The sequence below is a fragment of the Proteus faecis genome, assembly GCF_003144395.1.
In the GTDB taxonomy this organism is placed as follows: Bacteria; Pseudomonadota; Gammaproteobacteria; order Enterobacterales; family Enterobacteriaceae; genus Proteus; species Proteus faecis.
Map to the genome: position 1 here is coordinate 1 of NZ_PENZ01000035.1, position 18,167 is coordinate 18,167.

The 18,167-nt window shown below is 38.1% G+C and carries 15 protein-coding genes; 10 read left to right on the forward strand and 5 right to left on the reverse strand.

The annotated features are described in order from the left end of the window. Positions 1–213 precede the first annotated feature (213 nt). On the forward strand, positions 214–2,562 hold the full coding sequence (locus DK858_RS12540) for a zinc/cadmium/mercury/lead-transporting ATPase (protein WP_109397705.1): 2,349 nt from the start codon (positions 214–216) through the stop codon (positions 2,560–2,562). 96 nt (positions 2,563–2,658) lie between these two features. On the opposite strand, the gene tusA is transcribed toward DK858_RS12540, so the two are convergent. Further along, positions 2,659–2,913: a sulfurtransferase TusA gene (gene tusA, locus DK858_RS12545; RefSeq protein ID WP_109397706.1), complete on the reverse strand. Its 255-nt coding sequence runs from the start codon at positions 2,911–2,913 to the stop codon at positions 2,659–2,661. Positions 2,914–3,126: 213 nt separating this feature from the next. On the opposite strand from tusA, the gene DK858_RS12550 reads away from it, so the two are divergent. The 3 genes from DK858_RS12550 to DK858_RS12560 all read left to right on the forward strand — a co-directional run bounded on the left by DK858_RS12550 (position 3,127) and on the right by DK858_RS12560 (position 6,482). After that, positions 3,127–3,801, forward strand: a complete 675-nt coding sequence (locus DK858_RS12550; RefSeq protein WP_109397707.1) for a 7-cyano-7-deazaguanine/7-aminomethyl-7-deazaguanine transporter — start codon at positions 3,127–3,129, stop codon at positions 3,799–3,801. A gap of 365 nt (positions 3,802–4,166) precedes the next feature. Beyond that, positions 4,167–5,270, forward strand: a complete 1,104-nt coding sequence (locus tag DK858_RS12555; protein WP_109397708.1) for a glycerol dehydrogenase — start codon at positions 4,167–4,169, stop codon at positions 5,268–5,270. Between the two features lie 60 nt (positions 5,271–5,330). Next, complete coding sequence (locus DK858_RS12560) at positions 5,331–6,482, forward strand: phosphoenolpyruvate-utilizing N-terminal domain-containing protein (RefSeq protein WP_109397709.1); 1,152 nt, start codon at positions 5,331–5,333, stop codon at positions 6,480–6,482. Positions 6,483–6,656: 174 nt separating this feature from the next. On the opposite strand, the gene glpC is transcribed toward DK858_RS12560, so the two are convergent. Genes glpC through glpA form a run of 3 tightly spaced genes read right to left on the reverse strand, consistent with a single transcriptional unit; the run spans position 6,657 to position 10,802 of the window. Continuing rightward, positions 6,657–7,850: an anaerobic glycerol-3-phosphate dehydrogenase subunit GlpC gene (gene glpC, locus DK858_RS12565; RefSeq protein WP_109397710.1), complete on the reverse strand. Its 1,194-nt coding sequence runs from the start codon at positions 7,848–7,850 to the stop codon at positions 6,657–6,659. After that, complete coding sequence (glpB, locus tag DK858_RS12570) at positions 7,847–9,154, reverse strand: glycerol-3-phosphate dehydrogenase subunit GlpB (protein ID WP_109397711.1); 1,308 nt, start codon at positions 9,152–9,154, stop codon at positions 7,847–7,849. The genes glpC and glpB overlap by 4 nt, the downstream gene beginning before the upstream one ends. Then, complete coding sequence (gene glpA, locus DK858_RS12575; protein ID WP_185901618.1) at positions 9,144–10,802, reverse strand: anaerobic glycerol-3-phosphate dehydrogenase subunit A; 1,659 nt, start codon at positions 10,800–10,802, stop codon at positions 9,144–9,146. The genes glpB and glpA overlap by 11 nt, the downstream gene beginning before the upstream one ends. Before the next feature lie 380 nt (positions 10,803–11,182). Between glpA and glpT the strand changes: the two genes are divergently transcribed. The 6 genes from glpT (at position 11,183) to DK858_RS12605 (ending at position 16,561) form a co-directional block, all read left to right on the forward strand. Further along, a complete protein-coding gene (gene glpT / locus DK858_RS12580) occupies positions 11,183–12,535 on the forward strand; it encodes a glycerol-3-phosphate transporter (RefSeq protein WP_109397712.1) in 1,353 nt (450 codons plus the stop codon). Positions 12,536–12,671: 136 nt separating this feature from the next. Continuing rightward, the gene (gene glpQ / locus DK858_RS12585; RefSeq protein WP_109397713.1) at positions 12,672–13,751 is read left to right on the forward strand and encodes a glycerophosphodiester phosphodiesterase; all 1,080 of its coding nucleotides are present in this window, start codon (positions 12,672–12,674) and stop codon (positions 13,749–13,751) included. A 187-nt stretch (positions 13,752–13,938) separates the two neighbouring features. Further along, positions 13,939–14,496 (forward strand): LemA family protein, encoded by a 558-nt coding sequence (locus DK858_RS12590; RefSeq protein WP_109397714.1) that lies wholly within the window; start codon positions 13,939–13,941, stop codon positions 14,494–14,496. Positions 14,497–14,526: 30 nt separating this feature from the next. Then, on the forward strand, positions 14,527–15,600 hold the full coding sequence (locus DK858_RS12595) for a hypothetical protein (RefSeq protein WP_109397715.1): 1,074 nt from the start codon (positions 14,527–14,529) through the stop codon (positions 15,598–15,600). A gap of 8 nt (positions 15,601–15,608) precedes the next feature. Further along, positions 15,609–16,151, forward strand: a complete 543-nt coding sequence (locus tag DK858_RS12600) for a LemA family protein (protein WP_109397716.1) — start codon at positions 15,609–15,611, stop codon at positions 16,149–16,151. Continuing rightward, the gene (locus DK858_RS12605; RefSeq protein ID WP_072063824.1) at positions 16,148–16,561 is read left to right on the forward strand and encodes a hypothetical protein; all 414 of its coding nucleotides are present in this window, start codon (positions 16,148–16,150) and stop codon (positions 16,559–16,561) included. The genes DK858_RS12600 and DK858_RS12605 overlap by 4 nt, the downstream gene beginning before the upstream one ends. 42 nt (positions 16,562–16,603) lie before the next feature. Here the strand turns inward: DK858_RS12605 and epmA are convergent, their stop codons facing one another. After that, positions 16,604–17,581 (reverse strand): elongation factor P--(R)-beta-lysine ligase, encoded by a 978-nt coding sequence (gene epmA, locus DK858_RS12610; protein WP_072063825.1) that lies wholly within the window; start codon positions 17,579–17,581, stop codon positions 16,604–16,606. Positions 17,582–18,167: the final 586 nt, after the last annotated feature.

An 18,167-nucleotide genomic window follows, 5' to 3' on the forward strand; every position in this document is an offset into this window, starting at 1 on the left:
ACGCCTGATTGATCTTTAAAGCCCTGCGGGCTTTTCGCCTTATATCCTCGCCCGCATTGGGCGAGGGTTTACGGCGTTTTTGCTAACCTAATTCGCACTTTTTGCCAATGAATGTACCTTTGATATCTTGACTCTGGACTCTACTCCAAGCTGTAAAGTACTTATCAGATAAATGAATTTAGACTTTACTTTGTTAAACAAGGAGAGCCAGTTATGACTAAACATGCTCATCAACACAATAAACATACCGATGCTTGCTGCTCAAGCTCTCAATGTTGTTCAGGTCACACAGAGAATAGTACGCACTCACATACTAAAAGTGGACATTCACACACCAAAATAGATAAAAGTGATCCTGAATGCGAGGATGAGCATCACCACGGACACTCCCACGAACATGCTCATGAAAGCTGTGATATCAACGCCCCTGTTTCTAACGTTGAGCCTGAAAAAGTAGCACAGCAACGCTTTAGTTGGAAAGTGCAAGGAATGGATTGCCCGAGTTGCGCTCAAAAGATCGAAACAGCAGCGCTCAAAGTCACAGGCGTAAAACAAGCAAAAGTGCTTTTTGCCACCGAAAAATTGGTCGTTGATGCTGATAGTGATCTACGCGCGGATGTGATTGCTGCAATTAACAGCGCTGGTTTTGAACTTTTTGATCTCTCATCACCTCAATCTAAAAAAAGCACTAAGCAGAGTCTTTTAAAAGAGAGCTCATTTGTTATTGTCTTGGCACTTTTAATGGCAATTAGCTGGGGCGTAGAGTTTATTGATCCTCAAGCAGGTCGTACTGCCTTTATTGCAACAACGTTAATTGGTTTATTCCCCATTGTGAAAAAGGCACTACAACTTATTCGCAATGGTACCCCCTTCGCTATAGAAACATTGATGAGTGTTGCCGCAATTGGTGCACTATTTATTAATGCTACCGAAGAAGCAGCGATGGTTATTTTGCTGTTTATGATTGGTGAAATGCTGGAGTCTTATGCTGCAGGACGTGCTCGTCGTGGCGTGAGTGCATTAATGGCTTTAGTGCCAGAAGAAGCGACATTAATCAAAGAGGGGAAAAAACAGACGATCCCTGTTGCACAATTACGTCCCGGCGACATTATTGAAATTGCACCAGGTTCACGTTTGCCAACAGATGCGGAATTAATTAGTGCATTTGCAAGCTTTGATGAAAGCGCATTGACGGGTGAATCTGTACCTGTAGAACGCCTACAAGGCGAAAAAGTAGCTGCAGGTTGTTTATCTGTAGATAGATCTGTGCAAATGAAAGTAGTCTCAGAACAAGGGCAAAATGCTATCGACCGTATTTTGCAATTAATTGAAGAAGCTGAAGAGCGTAGAGCCCCTATTGAGCGCTTTATTGACCGCTTTAGCCGTTACTATACACCTGCAATTATGCTGTTCTCTGCGCTAGTTATCATTGTTCCACCACTGTTGTTCTCACAGCCGTGGGAAACATGGATTTATCGCGGTTTAACCCTATTACTTATTGGTTGTCCTTGTGCTTTGGTTATCTCCACACCCGCCGCAATTACTTCAGCATTAGCAGCAGCCACTAAACGTGGAGCGCTAATCAAAGGCGGAGCAGCATTAGAACAATTAGGCACTGTTAATACTATCGCATTAGATAAAACAGGTACCTTAACTGAAGGGAAACCTCAAGTTACTGATGTTGTCGCTGAAGCTGGATTTAATGAAAAAGAAGTACTGACTTTTGCTTCATCCGTAGAAATAGGCTCTCATCACCCATTGGCAAAAGCCATTATCAATAAAGCACAAGATGAAGGTGTGCTTGTTGTTGAAGCAGAAGATCGTAAAGCGCTAGCAGGTAAAGGCATTGAAGGTTATTTAAATAGCCAACATATTCTAGTAAGTGCACCTTCTCAATTATCAGAAGCCACATCGCTCTCTTCTCAGTGGCAACAAGAAGTTGCACGTCTTGAAGATGAAGGCAAAACCGTGGTTATCGTATTAAAAGAGAGCCAACTTGTCGGTATTATTGCTATGCAAGATACCTTACGCAATGATGCTGTTGAATCAATGAAATTATTGAAAGAGATGAACATCAATGCCGTTATGCTAACGGGTGATAATCCAAGAGCAGCTGCGGCGATTGCGAAAAAACTCGGTATGGATTTCCGAGCAGGATTACTGCCTGAAGATAAAGTGACTTCAGTAATGGAAATCAGCAAAAAGCATAACACAATGATGGTGGGTGACGGTATCAATGATGCGCCAGCAATGAAGGCTGCCACTATTGGTGTCGCAATGGGAAGTGGTACGGACGTTGCGCTTGAAACAGCTGATGCGGCATTAACACATAACCGTTTAACAGGCTTACCTGAAATTATTAAGTTATCTCGTGCGACACGTAAAATTATCCGTGAAAACATCACAATAGCATTGGGCTTAAAAGCGATATTCTTAGTAACAAGCTTATTAGGTATAACTGGGCTTTGGGTTGCAGTTCTTGCTGATTCCGGCGCAACAGCACTGGTTACAGCCAATGCGGTCAGGCTGTTAAGAGTAAAAATTAATGCCTCAAATAAATAAAGAGTAAGCACGCTAAAATAACAAAACCCAAACCTCAGTTAATCTGGAGTTTGGGTTCTTTTTTAGCGCGAAGCTAAGCAATATTTACAGCCTAAATTACAAATTACTCTCTTTTTTACGGATAAGATAACGATAAGGTGCAGATTGCGTCTCTTGATTTAATAAATCATGTTCCATAAAACGGCAAAAGCCGGGAATATCCCGCACTGTGGCAGGATCATCAGCTATCACTAATAATATCTCACCTAATGCCATATTTCTTATGGTCTTACGTACTAACATCACAGGCTCAGGGCAACGTAGTCCTAGCGTATCTAATGTCTTAGTTGCATCATCAAATTGAGCATTCATTCTATTAACCATTCTTATTGCACTGACAGATTGTGTCATTATATCGCATATCTCGCTTTCATGTTCACATCACGACACATTAAACACAAAGGTATTTCTTCCTGATCTTTGCTTTTGTTGCGCAACAGGCGTATTATGCGCATCCTCTCATTTAAGAGAGAAATCACTGTTTTATTGGGTTCCCTCACCCCAATCACTAAAAAGGTACAATTTATGTATACGTTTACTCCCCGCCAAAAAGCGGTGGCACTGTTATGGCTTTCTTTATTTCATATCCTGATAATTACTTCTAGTAACTATCTTGTGCAATTGCCTATTTCTATTTTTGGTTTCCATACCACTTGGGGTGCCTTTACCTTTCCGTTTATTTTTCTGGCAACAGATTTAACGGTTCGTATTTATGGTGCACCACTTGCCAGACGCATTATTACTGCCGTTATGCTACCCGCATTAGCGATTTCATACCTGATCTCAACGCTCTTTTTCCAAGGAAGTTGGCAGGGTTTTGCCTCATTAGCTGATTTTAATATCATGGTAGCAAGAATTGCGACAGCAAGCTTTATGGCTTATGTGTTAGGTCAAATCATGGATGTCTCTGTCTTTAATCGTTTAAGACAACAACAAAAATGGTGGGTAGCACCTAGTGCAGCAATGTTCTTTGGTAATTTACTCGACACACTCGCATTCTTCTTTATTGCTTTTTATCGTAGTACTGACGTATTTATGGCAGAGAATTGGATTGAAATTGCATTAGTTGACTACGTGTTTAAATTGACCATTTGTATGCTATTTTTCTTGCCTGCTTATGGTGTTTTATTGAATTTTATTTTGCGTTACTTTTTCGCACAAGAAAATCAAAAACAAGATTATGCTGAAATTCGCTCATAATCTGCCTCACCTCGCAAAAAAATAATGATTTTAATGTCATAATTCCAAACAATAAAGCTTCATAAGCTAATTTTATGGAGCTTTATTCTAAATGCAATAATTTATTATTTTACATAAATATTTCGTATTGTAATTAATTAGCATGATTAGTTAAATAACTCACAAAATATTACTTAAATATCAATATTAGGATGTTTTTTGCATGCTAATATAAAAACGATTAATTATTTTCAATGAAATATTTTATTCATCTATTAGACTGTTAATGTATTTAAGTTCATCTCCATAAAATTCAATGTCAATTGGGATGACAAGCCCCACCATAAGGATTTTTTACTCTCTTTTGCGAATAGTAGGAGTCTATTATGTTAAAAGTTATTCAATCCCCCGCTAAATATATTCAAGGGCCAGATGCGCTATACCATATTGGCAAATACGCAAAACCTTTTGGCGATAGAGCTCTGATTATTGCCGATAAATTTGTTATGGATCTCGTCGGAAGTACCGTCAAAGACAGTATGTCTCAATATGAAGTGAATGGGCACTTTGAACTGTTTAATGGTGAATGCACACACAACGAAATCAATCGACTATCTGAACTTGCAAAAGAACAAGCCTCTCTTGTGATTATTGGCGTTGGTGGTGGAAAAACATTAGATACAGCCAAAGCTGTTGCCTATAAATGCCAGCTTCCTGTTGTTATCTCCCCAACCATTGCTTCTACTGATGCCCCCACAAGTGCACTTTCTGTAATTTATACTGAATTAGGCGCATTTGATAGTTACCTTTTCTATCCAACCAATCCTGATGTGGTCGTGATGGACACAAATATCATCGCTTCTGCGCCTGCGCGTTTATTAGTAGCTGGAATGGGAGATGCTTTAGCAACCTACTTCGAAGCAAGAGCCTGTAGTCATGCTCAAAAGCAGACTATGGCAGGGGGTAAATCAACACTAGCAGCCCTAGCTTTAGCTGAACTTTGCTATAACACTCTTTTAGAAGATGGTTATAAAGCAAAACTCGCCGTAAGCCGTGGTGTTTGTACAGCCGCGGTAGAAAATATTATTGAAGCTAATACCTTCTTAAGTGGTATCGGTTTTGAAAGTGCGGGTCTGGCGGCCGCCCATGCCATTCATAATGGATTTACAGCATTAGAAGAGTGTCACAACATGTATCATGGTGAAAAAGTTGCCTTTGGTACATTAGTTCAATTAGTTTTAGAAAACAGTCCATTAGAAGAATTAGAGGAGTTCCTTGATTTCTGTATTTTGGTCGGATTACCTGTCACTTTAGAAGAGCTGGGTATCAATGCAACAGGTGATGAATTAAATGAAAAAATCATGGCGGTTGCTGAACTAAGTTGTGCTGAAGGTGAGACAATTTACAACATGCCATTTGATATCGATTCCGATAAAGTTTATGCCGCGATTTTAACCGCAGACCAATTAGGACGAGAATGGCTTTATTAAAGCCTGAGTAAACAGGGAGTGTTTATCTCCCTGTTTATATTTACAAAAAAAGGGGGCTTTATGGTCAGTATCGTATTAGTTTCAAAGAGCCTTACACTCGCTAATGGTATTAAAGAGCTCGTTAATCAAACTGTAAATCACCAAGTAAAAATTGCCATTGCGACCAACTATCAAACACCTTCTGATCTTGCTAATGAAGTGTCACCAGAAACTATACTTTCCACGATTAAAAAGTGTTATAGCAAACAAGGTGTACTGGTTTTACTCGATACTTATCATTCAGCACAAAATGCCGCACTCGCCATCGCTAATCTTGAGCATAACATTGCCATTAACGTCACATTAAGTTCGGCGCCGATTGTTGAAGGTACCTTGGCTGCTGCCAATAGTATTGCGCTAGGAGCCTCGCTTGAGGAGGCAGAAAAGGCAGCACATAAAACCATTACAATTAAAAAACTGCAATTAGGCGAAAATCTTCTTAATTTTAATATTCTCCCTAAAAACACAAATTACGAACCAGTCAAAACACTCACTGCACCGGTTTGGCTATACCCTTATCATCGTTTCGTGATCCCTCGTAAAAAAATATCCTCCCATTTATTACTTGAGGAGCAAAAACGCCTCGTAAAAGCAATTGAGCGATCTAAAAAGGATATAGACTGGTTAACTGAAGAAGCGCATAGCAAAATTGGTGAACAATATGCCCATATTTTTTCTAGTCACCGCTTCTTATTAGAAAATACCGAATTACAACTGACTGTATGCAGTATGATAAGTAAACATCACTGCAATGCTGAATTTGCCTTACAGCAAACATTCATTGATTTAATAGATACTTATGCACAAATGGATGATGATAATATGCGTGCTCGTGAAAGTGATTTAGATGATATTTTATCTCGATTACTACGCTATTTAACCTCTGCTCCTCCTCCAATCTCGGATCCTCCTTATACAAACACAATTCTGGTGACAAAACAGCTTTCTCCCTCCACGTTGATGGCTCTTGATACCAATAAGATTAAAGGCATTTTATTAAGTCATGGCAATCCACTGTCTAATACAACTGTATTAGCCAAAGCATTAGATATTCCAATTATTAACGAGGCGGGAAAACAAGTGCTTTCATTGACTGATGGGCAAAATATTACACTTAAAAAAGTCCAAAATATTTGGTTTTATCAAAACACCTATATCTCTCATCAAAAATAAAAGTATTTAAATCACTGGTGATCCACAGTATCAGGTTATTTAATTTCCTGATGATCTTATGTTTCACATCTTTTTTATTTTTAGTAAAAAAAGGGAATAAAAGATCCTCTTTTATTCCCTAGCTACTTGTTATCTTAGTAATCAATTACTTTTTTATTATCTAATAGGCAATACTTATAATGCTCTTGCCAATAAACTAATGGGGTGTTCACATTTTTTCGTTGTTGACATCTCAATTTGCCATTTACAAGTTTCACAATCTGTTATTACCAAATCACAGCCACTCTCTTCAATTTGGCGGAATAAGCCCGCACCAATGCCTTGAGCAACATCGTAGTTTTCAGATTTAAAACCGTAAGTTCCAGCAATACCACAGCATTGAGAATCTAAAACAATCACCTCAACACCAGGGATACGTTTAATTAAATCAATGGAATAGGCTGTCCATCCCATTTTTTCCATATGACAAGGTGTGTGATACACCACTTTTAGTGGGGTGTGTTTCAGTGGTAATTCACGCCCTTCTTCTAATAAGCGATAAATATAACGTGTCGCTAATTCAATATTTTCACGTACTTTTGATGTATCAACATCAAGAATATGTTCATACTCATCACGAATAGTGAAAGTACAAGTTGATGATGTTGCAACAACAGGAATATTGTTTTCAACAATTTTTTCTGTTAGTGATTCAAGGTTGACAGCCGCTTGTTTTTTAGCTTGCTTAACAAAACCATTCGCAATTAATGCAACACCACAGCATTTTTCGCGTTTTAATAGCTGAACACCAATATCCATTTTGTTAAATACTTTAACTAAATCTTTCCCTAATTGTGGGTGGTTATAGTTAGCGTAACAACCATGGAAGAAAGCAACTTGATCTTTAAAACGCGCTTGCTCTTCAACTTGCTTTTTCATCCAGGTTCTAAATGTACCAAAAGAGTATTTTGGTAATTCGCGACGATGGTCTATTTTAAGTGTTTTATCTAAGATCTTACGTACAGGTTTTAATCCTGTAATCGTATTTACTATCGGCGCCATTGGCGTTGATAATGTTCCCATTAAATCCGTATGACTTAAAATAGCATCACGAAGTTTTGGCGTTTTTGTATTGTACTTCAATTTTGCACGCGAAATGATGTCACCAATCTTCACATCTGACGGACAAGCAACTTCACAACGCTTACAGTTAGTGCAATATTTCAATGCTTCATCATAAAGCATTGGATCTTTTAAACGTAAACGCTCACCATCTGGGCCGGCTTGTTTAGGACCTGGATAAAGTGGATTTACTTTTGCAACTGGGCAATAAGTAGTACAAACAGTACACTTAATGCACGCTTCAAAGCTGTTATCATGTAAACTCATTGTGCTGCCTCCACAACCGCAGATGTGGTCTGTTCTGATTTATTGTGCTGTAAAATTTGTTGCGCTGCATAAAGTGCGCTGATCATTGAAACACCTGCGCCACAACCTTCATTAAGAGGGTCAAACCCACCTAATACAGCACCTACAGCGTAAACATTCTCTAAGACTTCACCATATTTCATCGGTCTTAATTGACTATCTGTATCCACACCAAATCGCATATAAGGCTGTTTTGCAAAGACATTCACTTGTGTCCACTCATTGCGTGGTAATGTCTCTAGCAAATCAAGTTCCATCAAAGGTTCATAGACACGATCAAACTCTGCAATTAATCCATTATTGAAGAAACTGCCCGTTGCCAATACAACGTGTTCACTACGAATAGGAATATCAGTATGGTTTCGAGTATGAATACCTGTAACTTTATTACCAATTAAATCAACTTGTTCTGCACGATCACCTGGCATAATTAAACCGCCCGCTTTTTGGAAACGCAGTTTTAATGCTTGATGTAAACGAATGCCTAATAGTGATGGTGGCAATGTCGGTAGTAAACAGATAGGTTTACCTACCAGTTGTTGAAGTAGCGTCACGGGTTCTTCAGCATCCAGCCCAATACATGCAGGTAAAATAATCGCTTCAACACTATCATCGATATGCTTTTTCAACTCTTCCGCTAACGCTTTAGTGTTTTCAGGCTTATCTAAATAGCGCGCAATATTGACTGCCCTAAATTCACTTGGATTATCACGTAATCTATCTAATAGCGGTAAGTGAATATGATAAGGAATAGACTCAACACCTTGCTCATTCAGCGTATTGCTTGCAAATTGTGGCTGAAAATCTAAAAAGCCTTCAATTCCAACAACAGCTAACTTTTTCCATGGCAACGCTTGATCAATACCATGAGTTGGTACACGTTTTGGACTCATCCAACTCATACGTGAGCGCCCAACAGGGGTAATACGATAATGGTTTTCATCACCATTACCTTGATATTCAAGATATTCTGTACTTGATAATAATGCTTCAGCCTGTTCAATTAAAGTTGAAACTTGCGATTGTCCCATACGACTATAAGGATGTTTCGGGGCAAGCTCAGCCAATGTTGCCAACGCTTTTTTAGGTTGAGTCACTAACGAACCATCAGGAAGGTGAGTTAATAGATCTAGTGAACCTGATGAAAAATGTAGTGCACTTTGGCCATTACTGATAATTGCGCAAGACTTACCCGCTTCAGCAAGACGAATACCTGCGGTTAAACCGGCAAGTCCGCTACCTATAATGATGACGTCAAATTTCATTATCTGCCTCCGCTGAAGTTGCTTTATCAATCATATCAGCATCTAAACCACATAAACCTTGGTAAACCCAACTGGTGAATTCACTCTCACGTAATGCATTACCCCAAGCAATTGGTCGAATACCTTTCCAACGCTCATTTAAGAAATGAGCAAGCTGTTGCTCTGACTCGTGAGGAGTAGTGACTTGTAAACGGTTTAATAAACCTGCGGCACGACACGCACAAAGCTCACCTTGACATGTTCCCATTCCTACCCGAGTACGGCGACGTAAATCAAGTAAGTTATTGACAGTTAAAGAGTTAACAGCATAGCGAACTTCCCCCGCAGTAACGGCTTCACATTCACAGACTAAACTCTTATCGCTACGCTCATTGCTCAATAATTTATTGGCTAAATCACCGTGGCGATAAACCGCAGAGCCTCGAATTGGTGCGGGTAATGAAACAACACTACGTAATGCTTGCTCTGCAGATTGACGGGAGCCCGGTAAGGCTTCCTCTGCTGTTGTACATTTAGCAGAGACATTTAATTTTTCGCAGATTTTATCTGTTGCCCATTCAGCCATTAAACGGTAAGTCATTAATTTACCGCCAGTAATTGTAATGAAACCTTCTAATCCATCACGTTGAGCATGGTCGAGTAAAACAATACCACGGCTCACATTACGACCGGATGGATCATCATCACTTGCAACTAAAGGACGCACACCTGCATAAGCACGCAAAATTCGAGTTTGAGCCAGTTTTGGCGCCAACATTGAACCTTCACGAATAAGAATATCGACTTCTTCAGGAGTGACATACATATTGTCAATTTCATCGTAAGGTACGCGTGTTGATGTTGTACCAATCAATGAAATGGTATCGCCAGGAACTAAAATATCGGCATCAGCAGGCTTACGACAGCGATTGATCACCATATTGTTAATACGATGACCCAAAATCAATAATGCGCCTTTGGCTGGGAACATACGCACTTTTAACTCGCCATATTCCGCAATTTTTTGCCCCCAAATTCCACCAGCATTTGCCACTATTTGCGCACGAATTTCATACAGTTTTTTCGCTTGATGATCGTAAACTTTCACACCTTTAACACGATCACCTTCACGAATAAGCCCAACAACTTCATGATAAGTCAGGACTTGTGCACCATGTTCACGGGCATCTAACATATTTGCTGCAGTTAAACGGAAAGGATCGACAGTACCATCAGGTACTTTAACTGCACCGATTAAATTCGGGTTAACAGATGGCTCTAAGCGAATAGCTTCTTCAGGTGAAATCGCTTGAGCATCAATACCTGCAGCTTGGCAAGATTGAATAAAGGTCTGTTGAAACTCTAAAGAATCTTCAGGAAGGGTAATAAAAAGGCCATCCGTTTTTTCAACACAGTGACGAGCGACCCGTTTCAAAATCATGTTTTCTTCAATACACTCACGCGCTGACTCTGGGTCTGTTACTGCATAACGCGCACCACTGTGTAACAATCCATGATTTCGACCGGTTGCACCGGTTGCAATATCATGTCTTTCTAGCAGGACGCAACGTAATCCACGGCGTGCACAGTCTCTTGCCATGCCTGCACCGGTTGCTCCCCCGCCAATAATAATGACATCAGTTTCTGTCACTGGTGAACCGCTCATCATAGAGATGCCCTCTCACATTACATTCAGCAAACGCTTATTTATTCTTTAGCGTTAATTATAGTGTATAAGATACACAAAAAATGTGGTTAATGTTTGATAATGAGCAAAAACGAAAGAGAAACGCTCACGAGTGAAAAATTAAAACCACATATGTGATACTAATCACAAATTATTTAACAAAAAGTATTTGATAAAGTTAACATATCACTCAAAATTGCACATCTTGAAAAATTATTCGACAACTGAGTAATACCTCACAGTAAATTTGATTGTATAAGTTTACTATTAAGTTCGTTAAAGAAAATTTTTTGATAACTTCGTTGTTCGTTTTGTCATTATTTAATATCAACATATTAAAATAAAAGCCATCGGAGGCTAATATGTTAAGTCTGTTTAGACCTGCGCCACATAAAGCGCGTTTGCCAAAAGAGCAGATAGATCCCGTCTATCGTCGTCTGCGTTGGCAGATCTTTATGGGAATTTTCTTCGGTTACGCTGCTTATTATTTAGTAAGAAAAAACTTTGCGTTAGCAATGCCTTATCTTGTAGAAGAAGGTTTTTCTAAAGGTGACCTAGGTTTTGCTTTATCAGGGATCTCGATTGCTTACGGCTTCTCTAAGTTTATCATGGGTTCATTCTCTGACCGTGCAAACCCTCGTTATTTCTTACCTGCAGGTCTTATTTTAGCATCCGCAGTGATGCTAATTATGGGCTTTGTACCATGGGCAACTTCGAGCATTATGATTATGTTCGTTCTGTTGTTCCTTTGTGGTTGGTTCCAAGGTATGGGTTGGCCTCCTTGTGGACGTACTATGGTGCACTGGTGGTCACAGAAAGAACGTGGCGGTATCGTTTCTATCTGGAACTGTGCGCATAACGTTGGTGGTGGCTTACCTCCATTACTATTCTTATTAGGTATGGCATGGTTTAACGACTGGAAAGCAGCGTTATATATGCCAGCATTTGCAGCAATTTTAGTTGCAATGATTGCATTCGCATTAATGCGCGATACTCCTCAATCTTGTGGTCTTCCTTCGATTGAAGAGTACAAAAATGACTACCCACCTGATTATAAAGAAACAGACGAGCAAGAACTGACTGCAAAAGAAATCTTTATGAAGTATGTGTTCCCTAACAAACTTCTGTGGATGATTGCAATCGCAAACGTGTTTGTTTACTTATTGCGTTACGGCGTACTGGACTGGTCACCAACATATCTGCGTGAAGTAAAACACTTCGCAATGGATAAATCATCATGGGCTTACTTCTTATACGAATACGCAGGTATTCCGGGCACACTGCTGTGTGGTTGGATGTCGGATAAAGTGTTCAAAGGTAACCGTGGTGCAACAGGTGTGTTCTTTATGACCTTAGTTACTATCGCAACTATCGTATTCTGGATGAACCCAGCGGGTAACCCGAATGTTGATATGGCGTGTATGTTAATCATCGGTTTCTTAATCTACGGTCCTGTTATGTTGATTGGTCTGCATGCGCTTGAGCTTGCACCGAAAAAAGCAGCAGGTACAGCAGCAGGCTTTACTGGTCTATTCGGCTACTTAGGTGGTTCTGTTGCGGCAAGTGCTATCGTAGGTTACACCGTTGACTACTTCGGCTGGGATGGTGGCTTTATGGTCATGATCGGCGGTAGTGCACTGTCTGTTGTATTATTACTTATCGTGATGGTTACAGAAACCAAACACAAACGTGAAATGCTTCAGAAGTACGAATAATCGCTAACTGATTATTTATGAAATTAGTTAAATCTCATCTCTAAAAACCAAGCCACATCAACTATTTTGATGTGGCTTTTTTTATTGCCAACTGTACATAACTTTATTGTACGTAGAATTAAAATGGAGCTGCTTTATGAGTACATCTTTTAGAATAAAACCGTTAGTTGCAGGCGTTCTTTTAACTCTATCTTTAAGTGCAATCGCACAAACGGCAAGTGATAAGGTCGTTATCGCTCACCGTGGTGCAAGTGGTTATTTGCCTGAACATACGCTACCAGCCAAAGCATTAGCTTATGCCCAAGGCGCAGATTATCTTGAGCAAGACTTAGTGATGACCAAAGACAACGAATTAGTTGTTTTACATGACCACTATCTTGATCGTGTAACAGATGTGGCTGACCGTTATCCTAATAGAGCAAGAAAAGATGGTCGTTATTACGCCATCGACTTTACGCTTGAGGAAATTAAAGGTCTGAAATTTACTGAAGGCTTCGACATTGTTGACGGTAAAAAAGTCCAAAGTTACCCAAATCGTTTCCCTATGGGTAAATCAGATTTTCGTATACATACTTTCCAAGAAGAAATTGAATTTATCCAAGGTCTAAACAAATCTACAGGCCAAGATATTGGTATTTACCCTGAAATTAAAGCGCCTTGGTTCCATGAACAAGAAGGCAAAGACATTACCACCAAAGTATTGGAAGTCCTTAAACAGTACGGTTATACAAAAAAAACCGACAATGTTTATCTGCAATCATTCGATGCTAACGACCTAAAACGCATCAAAACAGAGTTGATGCCAAAAATGGGCATGGATCTAAAACTTGTTCAGTTAATTGCATACACTGACTGGAATGAAACCTATGAAAAACAGCCTGATGGTACATGGACAAATTACAGCTATGAGTGGATGTTCAAGCCAGGAGCAATGAAAGAAATTGCAACTTATGCAGATGGAATTGGTCCTGACTACCACATGTTAGTTGAAGAGAACTCAACACCAGAAAAAGTCACATTAACGGGTATGGCGGCTGATGCCCACGCCAACAAACTCACCATTCATCCATTTACTGTTCGTATTGATAAACTGCCTAAATACGCAAAAGATGGTGATCAGCTATACGACATTATTTATAACCAAGCTGGTGCAGAAGGTGTCTTTACGGACTTCCCTGATTTAGGCGTTAAGTTCCTACAAAAACAAGCTAAATAATTCAAAATACAGCTTGAAGTATAACGAGTATCCTACCCTTTTTTAAAAGGGTAGGATCTTTGCGTCCATTCTGATTGTATATTTCTTCATCTTTCTCTAACTTGTTCTCATAATTTTATTAAAAAATCATAATCACTTTTTGATTTAACTATCATTATTTATTAAATATTTAGAGGAAGGGATCACAATGACAATAATGGCTATTATTTTACTTGTTCTTATCGTTCTATTTATTGGTTGGGGAATTTCAACTTACAATCGACTCATTGCGGCACGCAATCAAGTAAGTAATCAGTTTGCGAATATTGACGTTATTTTAAAACAAAGAGCTGACCAAATTCCTCAATTAATGGCAATAGCTGAAAAAGCAATGGAACACGAAAAAAGTGTATTTATTGCATTAAGTGACGCAAGACAACGCTATTTTAAAGCACAAAATATTAATGAAAAAATCAGTGCATCAAATGAAATGAATACCGCTTTACGGGGTATGATTGCACTCGCTGAAAATTATCCAACATTAATTTCAGGTGAACAATTAGCACTACTTCAAACCGGAGTTAGCGATGTAGAAAATAAAATTGCTCAACGTCGTGAAGGATTTAATGATGCAACGACTCACTACAACACCGCAATAGAGATGTTTCCTGATAGCTTAATTGCCGGCCTTTTTCGCTTTGAACGTATGCAATTACTAGAAATACCAAAAGAAGAGATGAAGTTTGAAGGGATTCATTTTAAGTAAGTTAAATAACCGCATTAAGGATAAATTGCAGTGTTAATTTATTTTTTTATCGGCTGTGCTGTGGGCGTATTAATCTATTTTTTACGTAGTAAACGCTCGAAGAAAAAGAAAAACAACTTGAGTATTATTCCCTTTTTAGGGATCGCATTTGCCGCAGGGAATTACCTTTTTTTCTCACAAGAAACTAACGTTTATCCTAGTGGCGAAAACTCTGTTGTTAATCTGATCTCCTGTATTGCATTCGCTGTTATTTTGCTATTTGCATATGGTATTTCAAACCATATTGCTAATATTGGTGAAAAAGCGATAAAAAATTACCACCAATTACAAAATGAAGGAACCTCTAAATTTTCGGCACTTATCAACACCATATTTATTAGCCTCTTATTATTAAGTTTAAGCTTCAGTTTGTTTATTGATCAAAGATTGTTCTTTTTAAGTTTCGTTTTAATGTTTGTTTACCAAATCGCCAAAAGAACACCTGAAAAACGTTTTTTACGCTTTCAAAAAATTCTAGCAACATCGAAAATCCGCTCTTTAGCCATTGGGCTTGTTGAAATTGAAGGCAAGATAACTGCGGGTGAAAAACTAATAAGTCGCCTAGGTAAAAAAGAGTGTTATGGCTACATCTATTATGAATATAACGTATCCACAAATAAAGAAGGCAAAAAAAGCTATCATCAAACACTCTGTGAAAAAAAGATCAATAATTTCACGATGACAGATGATAGCGGATCAATTCAAATTCTTGCGGCTGATAAACCTTTAGTTCATCTTGGTATCAATCCTCATCAAGATCTGGAATATAACAATAAACGTTTTAAGGAGTATATCTTAGAGGCTGATGCTACTTATTTACTAATAGGTAGTGCAGAACCTATCAATGATAAAATAGTGATCACACACAGTGCTCCTCACTATCTATTAGGTTTATCACCACAAGACTATGTTGTTCGTTGGAACAAAGCGCGTCCTTTTCGTCGTAACGCGACTATCATCGTTATCATTGCCCTTTTTGTTATCTTTTCCATTCTAGCAATACCGATGGAATATCAAGACGGCATCCTAACACTTTATTTTAATAACACCTCTTCATCTTGGTAATTGATTATATGGAATGGCTTATTTTCATCATTTTTATTCTCGCCTTGGTTTATTTTTTAATACGCCAATTAGTGATGATTTATAACAATATGGTGATGCTAAAAAATAATTGCTATAAAGCCTTTGCAAATATTGATGTTTTATTAAAAAAACAAGTTGATCTGCTCCCAATGCTGACAGCAATAACACAAAAAGCAATGGAACACGAAAAAGCATTATTTAACCAGCTTACTGAAAATAGAAATAGCTATTTACAAGCTATGGCATTGGATGAAAAAATTAAACTAGCTAATCAGCTATTCCCACAATTAAAAACATCACTAATTATTGCTGAAAAATACCCTGAGCTTATCAGTGGGAAAAATTTACGCCTATTACAGACACAAGCGAAAGAATTAGAAGAGTGTATTGCAGATAGACGTGAATTTTTTAATCAATCTGTCACACTCTATAATACTGAAATACACATTTTTCCTAATGTATTGTTTAAGCTTATTTTTAATTTTAAAGATATCCCTCTTTTCTATCCTAGTAAGGAGGCCACTTTATGATAGAAATTCCCTTTTCTTTTTTTGGTATAACGGATTGGTTTCTAAGCTTTAATGAACCTATCTCGATTATTATGTTTGCCACATTTGGCGTACTGTTCTCTATGGCTATTATTTTGCCATTAATCAGTATCACTCCTTTAAAAAAATATATGTCACAAATTGCAGGAGGATTATTTAGTTCGATATTTGTCAGCTTAATGGTCTTAATTAGTTTTCATTTAATGCTGGGTGTTAATTCTTCATTAAAGCTACTCTTAATTTGGTGGGTTATTTTATTTTCGTGTATTACGTTTTGGTTTATTAACTATCGCTATATGAAAGACGTAACAGGGGATAAGTTTGCGAAGTTTCAAGAAAAAGCCCTTGAAGCAGAGGAAAAACGAAGACAAAATCGAAAATCTAAAAAATAAAAGAGAGCCAAGGCTCTCTTTTTAGCATTATCGATATTGTATTTATGCTCTGTAAACGGGGAATGCAATAACATCACTAAGGCGTTCTACCCCCAGTGCCAGCATAATAAGGCGATCAACCCCTAAAGCCACACCTGAACACTCCGGTAATCCGGCTTCAAGAGCAGCTAAAAAGCGCTCATCAATAGGTTGCTCTGGTAATCCCATTGCTACTCGCTGACGATTGTCACGTTCAAAACGATGTCGTTGTTCCTGTGCATCCGTCAGTTCACGAAATCCGTTCGCTAATTCAACACCTTTAAAATAGACTTCAAAACGCTCTGCGACACGATGATCTTCAGAGCTAATTTCAGCTAATGAGGCTTGTGACGCAGGGAAATGATAGATAAAGGTTGGCTTTTCTAAACCGATATGAGGTTCAACACCAGAAACAAATAGCAACTGAAGTAGCGTATCTTTATCTTCTTCCGTATCTGCAATATTTGATAAATCCAGTTTTGCCGCCACTTCACGCAATTTTTCTTTATCAACAGATAAAGGGTCAATATCGAGATAACGCAAAAATGCTTGTTGATAAGAGAGTGACTCCGATGCTTCACAATCTAACACTTCTTGCAGTAAATCATCGACTTCATTCATCAACCGGTACATATCAAAACAAGGGCGATACCACTCTAGCATCGTAAATTCCGGATTGTGATATCTACCGGCTTCCTCATTACGGAAGCAACGCCCCATTTGATAAATCGGCCCACTGTTTGCGGCTAATAAACGCTTCATATGATATTCTGGGCTTGTCATCAAATAAAGTTTTAGCCCTTGAGAAGCACCTGGCCCCACAAATTGGGTTTCAAATGGGTAAAGATGAACATCGGTAACGGTAGCCTGACTCATCATCGGTGTTTCAACTTCTAACACGCCACGATCAGTGAAAAAACGCCTAATATTACTGATTATTTTCGCCTTTTTTAGTAAGTTGGCGATTGAGGCGCTTGGCTGCCAATCCGCGATTTCACTCATAAACGAAAAACTCCAACAGAAAACAGAGCGTGCAGTTTACTCGCATCCTCTTCAACAGACAAATTTCTGCTAATAAAGAGGGTTCATTTTATATTTTTTCACCGTTCTTTTCTTTTTTAAGTAAAAACACATAAGACAAATAAATATAATTCTACAAAACATCTACTTTTGGGCACTTTTTATCGTTTAAATAAACACCAACCTAGCGTCAAAAACACCATGATTTTTCGCTATTTTTATAATAAGAGTTAATTAGAATAATTCTTTTTCTCAATTAGAAATAACAATAAACTAACACTATTCTTATATTTAAATAGCCAAGCTCATCTAAACTTCAAAGTTAACTTTCTATTTAAATCTACGTATTTTGATTAGAATTAAAAACCTTTAGAAATATTATTAATATTTTATTAACAATTAACAAGACAAACCGATTTGTTTTAGATAAATAGTAAAAAATTTATTTTAACTTTTAGAATGGAATTTTATTTATTTAAATTAGACTTAAGAAAGATAAAAAAATTTACCTTTTAAAATCAAGATGTAACAAAAAACCATTGTCATTTTCAATTAAAGTTATCTATAC

Coding starts and splice junctions, on each gene's coding strand:
- DK858_RS12540 (WP_109397705.1), top strand. CDS start 214: ATGACTAAACATGCTCATCAACACAATAAACATACCGATGCTTGCTGC.
- tusA (WP_109397706.1), bottom strand. CDS start 2,913: ATGAATGCTCAATTTGATGATGCAACTAAGACATTAGATACGCTAGGA.
- DK858_RS12550 (WP_109397707.1), top strand. CDS start 3,127: ATGTATACGTTTACTCCCCGCCAAAAAGCGGTGGCACTGTTATGGCTT.
- DK858_RS12555 (WP_109397708.1), top strand. CDS start 4,167: ATGTTAAAAGTTATTCAATCCCCCGCTAAATATATTCAAGGGCCAGAT.
- DK858_RS12560 (WP_109397709.1), top strand. CDS start 5,331: ATGGTCAGTATCGTATTAGTTTCAAAGAGCCTTACACTCGCTAATGGT.
- glpC (WP_109397710.1), bottom strand. CDS start 7,850: ATGAGTTTACATGATAACAGCTTTGAAGCGTGCATTAAGTGTACTGTT.
- glpB (WP_109397711.1), bottom strand. CDS start 9,154: ATGAAATTTGACGTCATCATTATAGGTAGCGGACTTGCCGGTTTAACC.
- glpA (WP_185901618.1), bottom strand. CDS start 10,802: ATGATGAGCGGTTCACCAGTGACAGAAACTGATGTCATTATTATTGGC.
- glpT (WP_109397712.1), top strand. CDS start 11,183: ATGTTAAGTCTGTTTAGACCTGCGCCACATAAAGCGCGTTTGCCAAAA.
- glpQ (WP_109397713.1), top strand. CDS start 12,672: ATGAGTACATCTTTTAGAATAAAACCGTTAGTTGCAGGCGTTCTTTTA.
- DK858_RS12590 (WP_109397714.1), top strand. CDS start 13,939: ATGACAATAATGGCTATTATTTTACTTGTTCTTATCGTTCTATTTATT.
- DK858_RS12600 (WP_109397716.1), top strand. CDS start 15,609: ATGGAATGGCTTATTTTCATCATTTTTATTCTCGCCTTGGTTTATTTT.
- DK858_RS12605 (WP_072063824.1), top strand. CDS start 16,148: ATGATAGAAATTCCCTTTTCTTTTTTTGGTATAACGGATTGGTTTCTA.
- epmA (WP_072063825.1), bottom strand. CDS start 17,581: ATGAGTGAAATCGCGGATTGGCAGCCAAGCGCCTCAATCGCCAACTTA.